Origin of the sequence: Streptomyces sp. LS1784, from assembly GCF_020103755.1 — a bacterium.
Lineage (GTDB): Bacteria > Actinomycetota > Actinomycetes > Streptomycetales > Streptomycetaceae > Kitasatospora.
In genome coordinates, this window is sequence record NZ_JAHSQD010000261.1 from 1 (window position 1) to 11,215 (window position 11,215).

Annotated in this window: 12 protein-coding genes; 7 read left to right on the top strand and 5 right to left on the bottom strand. The window is 73.0% G+C overall.

Going from position 1 to position 11,215, the window contains the following annotated elements:
* Nucleotides 1-387 (bottom strand): GntR family transcriptional regulator (locus KS423_RS25945; RefSeq protein ID WP_224282183.1); only part of this gene is annotated, 387 nt, incomplete at its 3' end.
* A 103-nt stretch (nucleotides 388-490) separates the two neighbouring features.
* Between KS423_RS25945 and KS423_RS25950 the strand changes: the two genes are divergently transcribed.
* From KS423_RS25950 to KS423_RS25960, 3 genes are all read left to right on the top strand, one after another.
* A complete protein-coding gene (locus tag KS423_RS25950) occupies nucleotides 491-1,153 on the top strand; it encodes a LysE family translocator (RefSeq protein ID WP_224282184.1) in 663 nt (220 codons plus the stop codon).
* A 117-nt stretch (nucleotides 1,154-1,270) separates the two neighbouring features.
* A complete protein-coding gene (locus KS423_RS25955; protein WP_224282185.1) occupies nucleotides 1,271-2,044 on the top strand; it encodes an SDR family oxidoreductase in 774 nt (257 codons plus the stop codon).
* Nucleotides 2,045-2,263: 219 nt separating this feature from the next.
* Entirely contained in the window at nucleotides 2,264-4,102 is a 1,839-nt protein-coding gene (locus tag KS423_RS25960; protein ID WP_224282186.1) for an ABC transporter ATP-binding protein, read from the top strand.
* 123 nt (nucleotides 4,103-4,225) lie between these two features.
* Here the strand turns inward: KS423_RS25960 and KS423_RS25965 are convergent, their stop codons facing one another.
* The gene (locus KS423_RS25965; protein ID WP_224282187.1) at nucleotides 4,226-4,894 is read right to left on the bottom strand and encodes a 1-acyl-sn-glycerol-3-phosphate acyltransferase; all 669 of its coding nucleotides are present in this window, start codon (nucleotides 4,892-4,894) and stop codon (nucleotides 4,226-4,228) included.
* A gap of 176 nt (nucleotides 4,895-5,070) precedes the next feature.
* Between KS423_RS25965 and KS423_RS25970 the strand changes: the two genes are divergently transcribed.
* Nucleotides 5,071-5,283, top strand: a complete 213-nt coding sequence (locus tag KS423_RS25970; RefSeq protein WP_224282188.1) for an EF-hand domain-containing protein — start codon at nucleotides 5,071-5,073, stop codon at nucleotides 5,281-5,283.
* Between the two features lie 90 nt (nucleotides 5,284-5,373).
* Here KS423_RS25970 and KS423_RS25975 read toward each other — a convergent pair whose 3' ends face one another.
* Nucleotides 5,374-7,578 carry a bifunctional glycosyltransferase family 2 protein/CDP-glycerol:glycerophosphate glycerophosphotransferase gene (locus tag KS423_RS25975; protein WP_224282189.1) on the bottom strand — a complete coding sequence of 735 codons (2,205 nt, stop codon included), beginning with the start codon at nucleotides 7,576-7,578 and terminating at the stop codon, nucleotides 5,374-5,376.
* Between the two features lie 844 nt (nucleotides 7,579-8,422).
* Between KS423_RS25975 and KS423_RS25980 the strand changes: the two genes are divergently transcribed.
* A complete protein-coding gene (locus KS423_RS25980; protein ID WP_224282190.1) occupies nucleotides 8,423-8,689 on the top strand; it encodes a hypothetical protein in 267 nt (88 codons plus the stop codon).
* Nucleotides 8,690-8,916: 227 nt separating this feature from the next.
* Nucleotides 8,917-9,378: a YjbQ family protein gene (locus KS423_RS25985; RefSeq protein WP_224282191.1), complete on the top strand. Its 462-nt coding sequence runs from the start codon at nucleotides 8,917-8,919 to the stop codon at nucleotides 9,376-9,378.
* Nucleotides 9,379-9,494: 116 nt separating this feature from the next.
* Here KS423_RS25985 and KS423_RS25990 read toward each other — a convergent pair whose 3' ends face one another.
* Entirely contained in the window at nucleotides 9,495-10,049 is a 555-nt protein-coding gene (locus tag KS423_RS25990) for a DUF1990 family protein (RefSeq protein ID WP_224282192.1), read from the bottom strand.
* Between the two features lie 245 nt (nucleotides 10,050-10,294).
* Here KS423_RS25990 and KS423_RS25995 point away from each other — a divergent pair, with 245 nt between their 5' ends.
* A complete protein-coding gene (locus tag KS423_RS25995; RefSeq protein WP_224282193.1) occupies nucleotides 10,295-10,513 on the top strand; it encodes a hypothetical protein in 219 nt (72 codons plus the stop codon).
* A gap of 49 nt (nucleotides 10,514-10,562) precedes the next feature.
* Here the strand turns inward: KS423_RS25995 and KS423_RS26000 are convergent.
* Nucleotides 10,563-11,215: SbcC/MukB-like Walker B domain-containing protein (locus tag KS423_RS26000; RefSeq protein WP_308020250.1), on the bottom strand; the 653-nt coding region annotated here is incomplete at its 5' end.

Sequence of the window (11,215 nt, forward strand, 5' to 3'; positions counted from 1 at the left end):
GCCCGTTCCGGCCGCGCCGGCCGGCCGCAGCGCGTCGCCCAGCGCGTCCGGTCGCAGCAGCGGCGCCAGTCCGCTCGCCAGCAGTTCGGCCTGCCCGGGGACGGAGGGGTAGTTGAGTTCCAGGTCCACGAGGGCGGCGGCCGGCTCCGCGAGTGCCACCCGGGCGCCGTCCGGTGCGCGTCCGGCCCGGACGAAGGTCCCGCGCCCGACCTCCCCGACGGTCAGCCCGCGCCGGGCCAGTTCCCGGTAGACCCGTCCCGCCGTCGAGTTGGCGATTCCCCGGCTGCGGGCGAACGCGCGCTGGGTGGGCAGCTGCCGGCCGGGCCGCAGCCGCCCGCCCGCGATCTCGGCGGCGACCTGGTCGGCGATCAGTCGGTAGTCGTCCATCGGCGGTCGGCCCTCCAGAGGTCCCGCACAGCGGCCCGCGCACATTGCACCGAGTGCAAAGCCATCATTGCATCGACCCGATTGCCCGCTCTAGCCTCCTCGCATGGACGCGTTGACCTCCGCCGTGGACGGCCGGGCCGTGCTCGGGATCGCCGCCGTGGCCCTGGGCATGGTGCTGTCGCCCGGGCCCAACATGATCTACCTGGTCTCGCGCTCGATCGCGCAGGGCCGCCGCGCCGGGCTGGTCTCGCTGGTCGGGGTCGCGGCCGGCTTCCTGGTCTACCTGGTCGCGGTGACGGCGGGGGTGGCCGCGGTGTTCTCGGTGGTGCCCGCCCTCTACACCGCGATCAAGCTGGCCGGCGCCGGATACCTGCTCTGGCTGGCCTGGAAGGCGGTCAAGCCGGGCGGCACGGCGGTCTTCGCCCCGCAGCAGCTGCCGCCGGACCCGCCGCGCCGGCTGTTCGCGATGGGCTTCCTGACCTGTCTGCTCAACCCCAAGATCGCCATCATGTACATCTCGCTGCTGCCCCAGTTCGTGGCTCCGGAACGCGGTCACGTCGCGGTGCAGAGCCTGTTGCTGGGCCTGATCCAGATCGTGATCGCGATCACCGTCAACGGCCTGATCGCGGTGAGCGCGGGCAGTATCGCGGCCTTCCTCAACCGCCGCCCCGGCTGGCTGCGGATCCAGCGCTACGTGATGGGCACCGTCCTCGCCGGCCTCGCGGTGCACATCGCCGCGGACCGCGCCAAGGCCGTCGCCGTCTAGGTTGCAGTACCAGGTCGTGCGCCTGGCCACCGGCAGCAGGTCGTATCCGGCCGCGTCCTGAGCCGGGGCGTTTCCGTGGGTGTGGGCGCGGCTGCGGGGAGTCGGTACGGTCGGGGTATGACCACAGCCTTGATCACCGGCGCGACCGCCGGCATCGGAGCCGCCTTCGCCCGCCGGCTCGCCCGCAGCGGCTACCAGCTCGTCCTGGTGGCCCGGGACACCGAGCGCCTGGAGAGCGCCGCCGCCGACCTGCACGGCAGGTACGGCATCGAGGCGGAGGTGCTGACCGCCGACCTCGCGACCGACGAGGGCATCGGAGCCGTGGAGGCGCGGCTCGCCGACTCCGCCCGACCGGTGGACCTGCTGGTCAACAACGCCGGCTTCGGCAACAAGGGCGCCTTCGGGGCTGTCCCGCTCCAGGACGAGCTGGCCATGCTGAAGGTGCACATCGAGGCGATCCTGCGGCTGACCACGGCCGCCCTGCCCGGCATGCGGGAGCGTGGCCGCGGCGCGATCGTCAACGTCGCCTCGGTGGCGGCCTTCCTGCCGCGTGGCACGTACGGCGCGAGCAAGGCCTGGGTGGTCAGCTTCACCCAGGGTGTGCTGCGCGACCTCGGCGGTACGGGCGTGCGGATGATGGCGCTGTGCCCGGGCTTCACCCGGACGGAGTTCCACCAGCGGGCCGGCATGGGCACCGGCAACATCCCGTCCTGGTCCTGGCTCTCCGCGGAGCGGGTGGTGGACGAGGCGATGCGCGACCTGGCCCGCGGCCGGTCCGTGTCCGTGCCGGGCAAGCGGTACAAGGTTGCCGTGGCCATCGCCCGGGTGCTGCCCTCGGGCAAGCTGGGCGGGCTCTCCTCGAAGGCGGCGCGCACCTACCGGGCCAACTGACGGTCGGGCGGTCGGGCGGTCGGGCGGTCGGGCGGTCGGGCGCCAGGTGTCGGGCGCGGGGCTTTCGGCCCCGGCCCGGCGCGGGGCGGATCGGCTCCGGTGCGGACGCCGAGGAATAGAGCAACCCTCACTATTAGCTTGTCTAACTATGAGCTATCCTCGCTATGCTGAGCCGCGCTTGACCGTCCGCCCGACCGTCCCACCCAGGGAGGCCCGTCCTTGAGGCCCACCGCCATCGACTGGACCCCGCCCGAACGCGCCGAGGGCGAACCCCGCCCGCCGGCCGAGTGGCGCCGCATCCTCGGGCTCTTCCGCCCGTACCGGGGCCGCCTGGCCGTTGTCGGGTTGCTGGTCGCCGCCTCCGCCGTGGTCTCGGTCGTCTCGCCGTTCCTGCTCAAGGCCGTCCTGGACACCGCCATCCCGCAGGGCCGCACCGGGCTGCTCAGCCTGCTCGCGCTCGGGATGATCCTGACCGCCGTGGTGAACAGCATCTTCAACGTCCTCCAGACGCTGATCTCCACCACCGTCGGCCAGCGCGTGATGCACGACCTGCGCACCGCCGTCTACGGCCACCTCCAGCGGCAGTCGCTGGCCTTCTTCACCCGCACCCGCACCGGCGAGGTGCAGTCCCGGATCGCCAACGACATCGGCGGCATGCAGTCCACGGTGACCTCCACCGCGACCAGCCTGGTCTCCAACCTGACCGCGGTGGTCGCCTCCGTCGTCGCCATGGCCGCCCTCGACTGGCGGCTGACCATCGTCTCGCTGCTGCTGCTCCCGCTGTTCGTCTGGATCAGCCGCCGGGTCGGCCAGGAGCGCAAGAAGATCACCACCGAGCGGCAGAAGCAGCTGGCCGCGATGAGCTCGGCGGTCCAGGAGTCGCTCTCGGTCAGCGGCATCCTGCTCGGCCGCACCATGGGCCGATCCGGTTCCCTCGCCCGTGAGTTCACCGAGCAGTCCGACCAGCTCGCCGACCTGGAGGTGCGGTCCAGTATGGCCGGGCGCTGGCGGATGAACACCATCCAGATCGTGATGGCCGCGATGCCCGCGCTGATCTACTGGGCGGCCGGGCTGACCTCCGCCGCCGGCGCGCCGATCGTCTCGGTCGGCACCCTGGTCGCCTTCGTCACCCTCCAGCAGGGCCTCTTCCGCCCGACGGTCAGCCTGCTCTCCACCGGTGTGGACGTGCAGACCTCGCTCGCGCTCTTCCAGCGCATCTTCGAGTACCTCGACCTGCCGGTGGAGATCGACGAGCCGGCCGACCCGGTCACCCTGACCGACATCCGCGGCGAGGTCCGCTTCAAGGGCGTCGACTTCCGCTACGACCCGGCGCAGGAGCGCCCGACCCTGGCCGGCGTCGACCTGGAGGTCCCGGCCGGGAGCTCACTGGCCGTGGTCGGCGAGACCGGCTCCGGCAAGACGACCCTCAGCTACCTCGTCCCGCGGCTGTACGACGTCACCGGCGGGCGGGTCACCCTGGACGGCGTGGACGTGCGCGAGCTGTCCTTCGACACCCTGGCCCGCGCGGTCGGCGTGGTCTCCCAGGAGACCTACCTCTTCCACGCCTCGGTCGCCGAGAACCTGCGCTTCGCCAAGCCCGGCGCCAGCGACGCCGAACTGGTCGAGGCCGCCCGGGCCGCGCAGATCCACGACGCCATCGCCGCGCTCCCGGACGGCTACGACACCCTGGTCGGCGAGCGTGGCTACCGCTTCTCCGGTGGCGAGAAGCAGCGCCTCGCACTCGCCCGGACGATCCTGCGCAACCCGCCGGTGCTCATCCTCGACGAGGCCACCAGCGCGCTCGACAACCGCACCGAGCGCGCCGTCCAGCAGGCCGTGGACGCCTTGGCCGCCGGCCGTACCACGATCACCATCGCGCACCGGCTCTCCACCGTCCGGGCCGCCGACCAGATCGCCGTCCTGGACCACGGCGAGGTGGTCGAACTCGGTACCCACGAGGAGCTGGTGGCGCTGGACGGCCGGTACGCGGCGCTGCTGCGCCGGGAGGTGCCGGAGGTCGCCGGCCGGCCGGAACCGGCCGGGCTCGGGCACGTGTGACGGGCCGGGGCACGGTTGGTGCGCCCACGGCGCCCGCGCCACAGTGCGGTCGCGCCACATCGTGGTCGCGTCCATCGCGGTCGTGACCGTGCGCAGGGCGGCCGCGCGGCGACGGAGCGGCGGTCAGGCCGCCTTCGGGACCTCGTTGTAGCTCTCCGCGACCTCCTGGCCGGAGAGCCGCTGGATGGCGGCCATCACCTCGTCGGTCACCTGCCGACGGGCCTTCAGCGAGCGGGCCTGCCCGTGCAGCTCGTCGAAGTGCAGGGGTTCGCCGAAGCGGACCGTCACCTTCTTCAGCCGTGGCACGCGCTTGCCCACCGGCAGGATCTGCTCCGGACCCTCCAGCGCCACCGGGACCACCGGCACGCCCGCGGTCAGTGCGAGCCAGGCGACGCCCGTCTTGCCCCGGTAGAGCCGGCCGTCCAGCGAGCGGGTGCCCTCGGGGTAGATGCCGAAGGCCTTGCCGTCCTCCAGGATCTCCAGCGCCGACTCCAGCGAGGCCTGAGCGGAACGGTAGGTGCCGCGTTCGACCGGAACCGCGCCGATCGCCTCGAAGAAGCCCTTGGAGAGCCGGCCCTTGAGCCCGGTGCCGGTGAAGTACTCGGCCTTGGCGAGGAAGTGGACCCGGCGCGGGGCGGTCAGCGGGATCACCACGCTGTCGATGAAGGACAGGTGGTTGCTGGCCAGGATCACCCCGCCCTTGCGCGGCACGTTCTCGATCCCCTCGATGACCGGCCGCCAGATCCCCCGCGAGACCGGTTTCAGCACCAACTTGGTGACGAGGTCGAGCACGATTCCCTCCCTGGATGAACGACCGCCCGGGAGGAGCCCGGGCCCGCAATCAGATCCGCAGACTACGGCACCCACCCCTGCGCCCGTCCACTCCCGGCGACCGTGGCGCGCGCCACGGCCGGGTAGGGTACGGCCGTCCGAACCGAGCAACACCCCGCAGTACCCAGGAGGGCACGATGGAGACCACCGAGGCGATCAAGGCCTTTTTCGACCGCTTCGACAAGGACGGCGACGGCAAGATCACGGCGGCCGAGTACGCCCTGGCCGCCAACGAGATGGGCGACCACGACGTCACCCTCTCGATGGCCGAGGCGCTGATCCACAGCATGGACACCAACCACGACGGCGTCCTGACCTTCGAGGAGTTCCTGGCCGCCCGCCAGCGCTGAGCTCGCGCCGACGGGGCCGGTCGCCGTACCGGCGACACCGGCCCCGTCCGGGGCCCTGCTGTGGTGCGGGGAGCTGCTGCAGCGCGGGTCCTACCGCTTCTCCACCGGGAACACCCGGCGCACCACCCGTTCCGCCGCCCCGCCGTCGTCCCAGACGCAGAACTTCTCCCGGAACCGCGCCCGCGCCGCCGGCTCGGGGTCGCCCGCCAGCAGCGCCCGCGCCAGCCCGTCCGCGTCCACCGTGACCGCGCCCGGCGGCTCCGCGAACAGGTCGAAGTAGACGCCGCGTTCCCGCTGGTACTCCTCCCAGTCCGGGGCGAAGATCACCACCGGCCGGTCCAGCACCGCGTAGTCGAACATCATCGACGAGTAGTCCGTCACCAGCGCGTCCGCCGCGAGGTAGAGGTCCTCGACGGTCGGGTGCGCCGAGACATCCACGATCCGCGCCGATTCCGTACCGGCCCCCGTCAGGTCGCCCGGGCCGTCGGTGTGGAAGTAGTGGGTGCGCACCAGCAGCGTGTGGTCCGGGCCCAGCTGCCGGGCCAGCGCGGCCACGTCCAGCAGCGGCACGTAGCCGCCCCTGCTGCCGCGGTGGGTCGGCGCGTACAGCACCGCCCGGGTGTCCGGTTGCAGCCCAAGCTGCTCCCGCATCGCCCGGACCTCGTCCGAAGTGGCGTTCGCCAGCCGGTCGTTGCGCGGGTAGCCGGTGTCCAGCATCTCGTACCGGCCGGGGAAGGCGCGGGCGAAGTGCCCGCTGGTGTGCGGGTTGGGGGAGACCAGGAAGTCCCAGCGGTCCACGGCCTCCTGGAGCAGCTCGAAGTCCATCCCCTCGGCCGCCGCCGGGTGGTCGCGCAGGTCCATGCCCATCGCCTTGAGCGGGGTGCCGTGCTGGGTCTGGACGTGCACCGTGCCCGGCCGCTTCGTCATGGTGCGGGGGAAGTTGACGTTGTTGACGAAGTACTTGGCGGTCGCCATCACCTTGAGGTAGGCGGGGGTGTTGACGATCACGTACGGCACCCCGGACGGCAGCGTGGCGGCCTGGGCGTGGTTCTCCACCACCCACACGCCCCGGATCCGCGGGGCGAGTTCCTTCGCCTTCTCGTAGATCGCCGCCGGGCTGCACGCGTAACCCCGGTGCCAGTACGCGGCGTAGACCGCGAGGTTCGGGTCCAGCGGCAGCCGGCGGAACGCGTTGTACGCGGTGAACCGGGCGCCGCTGCGCATTCCCTTCTTCACCGCCGGCGCCACCGCCCGTGCCCCGCGCTTGAGTTCGCGCGGCAGCCGGCCGGTGCGGCGCAGCTCGGCGTACGCGATCCGGGCGCCGCGGGCGGCCAGCCGGTACTGCACGCCGCGCACCCCGCCGGGGAAGCGGTACCCGGCCGGGCGGTGGCGGTCGAAGTGCCGGGCGATCCGCTGGAAGAAGTCCTTGCGCAGGTCGGTGGGGACCAGACCGGGGGTGTCGTAGACGTTCAGCGCCTGGCGGACGGTCCGGTCGAAGACCAGGGTGCGCAGCGAGTCCGGGACGGGCCGGCCGGGGCGGTCAGGGCGGTCCAGGAAGGCGAAGATCGCGTCGTACTGGGCGAACACGTCGGCGTGCTTGGGGGAGGCGGTGGCCGTGATCGCGCCTTCCCGGCCGCGCCGGTAGAAGTAGCAGGGGCGGTCGAGGTAGCGCAGCCGCTCGGCGGCCAGCAGCGCCGGGTAGGTGACCGAGATGTCCTCGTAGTAGCCGCGGCCGAAGGAGACGCCGAGGCCGTCCAGGAACTCGCGGCGGAACAGCTTGTTCCACACCGACATCACCGTCTGGAACAGTGCCGGGTGCTCGGCCAGGGTGCAGCCGTCGACCAGCGGGGAGCCGGTCAGTACGTGGCGCCAGGGGTTCGGCTCCGTCCCGCCGTCCGGGTAGACGTGGGTGAAGTCGGTGACCAGCACGTCGGCGGGGGTCTCCCGGCGGCGCTCCTGCACCAGCTCGTCCAGCAGTATGCCGACCGTGCCCTCGGGCACCCAGTCGTCGCTGTCCACGAACCAGACGTACTGGCCGCGGGCCTGCGGCAGGGCGGCGGTGCGGGCGCCGCCGAGGCCCTGGTTCTCGGTGAGGTGCAGCACCCGCAGGCGACTGTCGCGGGCCGCGTAGGCGTCCAGGATCGCGCCGGAGCCGTCGGGGGAGAGGTCGTCGACCGCGATCACCTCGAAGCGGGTCTCCGCGGCGGGGGTGTCGCCGAGGATCGAGTCGAGGCAGCGCGGGAGGTACCGCTCCACGCCGTGGACCGGGAGCACGATGCTGAGGAGGAGGGACACGCTGGCCGAGTGTACCGATCCACCGGGTGCGACCTGCGCGGACGTCCGGCACGGGGCCCCGGGGGCGGTTGCGGCGGGGCGGTGGTGCCTGGGGGGCCGGGCGGAGCGTCCGGGCGCGGGGGCCTGGCGGTGTCCGGGCGGGGGCTGGACAGGGCGTGCGTGAGGGCCCCGGAACCGCCGGTGCCGGGCCCCTCGCGGGGCGGCACCGGCAGTCAGGTGGCGGTCCGGCCGACCCTCTACGGCCGACCGCCGGTCCGGGCACCGTGCGAGCCTGGCCACCGCAGCGTCGAGGCGGCCGGGCAGTGGCTCGCGGGAGCCGGAGTTCTTCATCACTCGAACACGCGCTTGAGTGCGGTGCGGGCACTGGCGCGTGCATCAGATATTGCTTGGAGGATCGGCGGGAGTCAATCCCGCGAATGTGTTCACTTCCTGAAATCGGGCGTTCACGGTCTCGGCAGCGCCCCCCGTTCGGACGGGTCCTGTCCGGCGGGCGCCTGGGTGATCGCTTTGTCGATGTGACGGCTGTCCCCTATATGGAGACGAGGGTGGGGCGCGGGCGGATACGGGTGGGGTGCGGGGCGGGGTGCCGCCGGGGCGCTGCGGCGCGCCGGGCGCGTGTCGTGCACGCGGTTGCCGCACCCGCGACCGCCGGTCCTGGTGACGGACGGCCGGTCGTGCACCATCATTGATGCCTAGTCGTGACCGGTCGGGTCGGCCCCTGGTGCTTCGTCAGTTGACGCCGCACGATACGGTGGCACAACACCAAGGACGGTTGCGCGAAGGCCGTCCGTCACGGATAGTCTTCGCCTCACGGCCCTGGCGCCTCGTAGGGGTGGGAAAACTGATGGAACACATGCAAGTGCGGACTCGGCCCCGCGTGCCGGCGATCCAGTGCGGTGTCGGCACGACCGGCCGCCGGATCGAGCGACACCTGGCCGTGCTCGGCGCGCCCGCACTCCCGGCGGTGGACACCGCCGAGGCGCTCGGGTTGATAAGGGAACTCACGCCGCGCGGCGCCGAGGCCCCGACGATCCGTCGTCGCCACACCAGGATCTCGCTGCTGACTCCGCTGCGTCGGCTGCGGCGGAGCCTCTTCGGCGGGCGCGGCTAGTCCGGCCGGTGCGGCACGGGTCCCTCCCTGCCGCCCGGTCGGGAACCGACCCGGTGGACCGTCCGGTCCGCCGGGTCTTCGGTGTGTCCGGGCGGTGTCCGGGCAGGCGGCCCGGATGGCCGGGGCACTGTGGTCTGAACCTTTCACCTTATGCGAGTTTGCCTCCCCGGCAAGGCGAGTCCGCGAGGGAGTACGCCCGGCCCGCTGACCTGGGACAGGATGGCGCCATGGCGGACAACAACCACTCCACCCAGGCCGGATCGTTCCCGGCCACCACCTTCCAGAGCACCACCCTCGAGATCACCACCGGCAGCCGCGAGGTCGCGCTCGACATCACCGACCGCTGCGCAGCGTTCCTCGACGAACGGGCCGCCGGGCGCGACGGCCTGCTCAACGTCTTCGTGCCGCACGCCACCGCGGGGATCGCGGTACTGGAGACCGGCTCCGGCAGCGACGACGACTTCCTCGCCATCCTGCGCGACCTGCTCCCGGCCGACGACCGCTGGCGTCACCGGCACGGCAGCCCCGGCCACGGCCGGGACCACGTGGTGCCCGGCCTGGTCGCCCCGCACGCCACCCTGCCGGTGCTCGGCGGCCAACTGGCACTCGGCGTCTGGCAGTCGGTGGTGCTGATCGACACCAACGGGGACAACCCGCGCCGGACCGTCCGGCTGTCCTTCCTCGGCTGACGCCCGAGGGCGTGTGCCGGGCCGGACGCGAGGCCCGGGCACGGCACGGCCCGGCGGCGGGCAGCCCGGGCGGGTGGGCCCAGCGGCCCTCGGCGGGCTCGGTGGACTCAGCAGACTCAGCGGACGTGCGCGGCCACCGCGGCGAGGTAGCGCTCGATCGCCAGGTGCTGGCAGAGCAGCGCCACCGGACGGCCCAGCCTGGCGTACCAGGCGGACAGCCGGGAGAACGCGGTGACCTCGAACCACACCTCGCCGTCGGCGTCCATCGACACCAGGAACGCCTCCTCGCCGCACTCCGGATGCCCGGGGAGGGTTCCGTAGCCGAACCCGATCCGGCCCGGCTCGTCCACCGTCCACACCACCCGGCAGGGGATCACCAGCCGTGGCCACCGACTCCCCGGCAGGTTCAGCCGCAGTAGCACTGTCCCGCCCTCCCTGGCCGGGCCGGCCGGGTGCACCGCGAAGCCGGTGCCCAACTGGCTGCCCCAGCCGAGCACGTAGCGGCCGGCCCGCTCCAGCACCTCCGGCCCGTGCCCCAGGTGGACCCGCCGACGCAGGTGGGCGTAGCCGTCCGGCAGTCGCCCGCCCCCGCCCCGGGTGGCGCCCACCTCGGGGTACGACGGGGTGGTGGCGTGGGCGGCGAGCAGTCGTCGGTGCAGGTCGGTGGACATGCCGGTCACGGTAGCCGCCGGGCGTGAGGGGGCGACAGGAGGGGGGCGGGGCGGGAAGGCGGTTCTCGGTGGGACGCGGCGGGTCGCGACGGACGGGTTTCAGCGGACGGACTCTCGCGAACAGATTTCAGATGACGGATTACAGCGAACGTTTTCTGAAATCTGTTCGCCGGCATCCGTCCGCCGGGCTGGGTCCGGGCCGGAGCGTGTTGCAGCAGGGCGGGGGTGCGGAGTAGGAAGGCGGCATGAGCGACACCGGTACGAACCACGAAACGGGCGTCTGCGAGCTCGGGCCAGACGGCGGAGCGGAGGCGGCGCTGCGGCACGACCCGGAGGCGACCGGGCCGCGCGCCGACTGCGTCCTGTGCGGCGAGCCGACCGAACTGCCCGCCGACCAGCCGGGCAGCACCCTCTGTCCGGTGTGCGCCTGGCAGCAGGCGCAGCGGATCGCCTGCTCGGGCTGACCCCGGGCTGACCCCTGGCTGATCCCCGCCCCGATCAGGCCGACCGGCCCTACGCGTCCTCCCGCCCGGCCAGCGCCAGGGTCGAGCCGTGCCGCCCCTTGCGGACCAGCAGCTGGGCGGGGATGCGGCTGCGCAGGTCGGCCACGTGGCTGACGATGCCGACCGTGCGGTCCCGCTCGCGCAGGCCGTCCAGGACGTCCATGACCTCCTCCAGGGCGTGCTCGTCGAGGGTGCCGAAGCCCTCGTCGATGAAGAGGGTGTCCAGCGGCATGCCGCCCGCCTCGTCGGTGACCACGTCGGCCAGGCCCAGGGCGAGGGAGAGCGAGGCGAAGAAGCTCTCGCCGCCGGAGAGGGTCGCGGTGTCCCGCTCGGTGCCCGTCCAGGCGTCGACCACCCGCAGGGCCAGGCCCGAGCGCTTGGTGCCGGCGCCCCGGTCGTCGCTGTGCACCAGCGTGTAGCGCCCACCGGACATCCGGACCAGCCGGTCGCTGGCCGCCGCCGCGACCTGCTCCAGCCGGGCCGCCAGGACGTACGACTCCAGGCGCATCCGCAGCCGGTTCTCGGCGGAGGTGCCGGCCGCGAGCGCGGCGAGCCGGTTGATCCGCCCGTACCGGTCCAGTGCCGGGGCCAGCTCGGCGGCGAGCCCGGCCAGCTGCCGCCCGATCGCGGCCAGTGCCCCGCAGCGCTCGCGGGCCGCCGCAC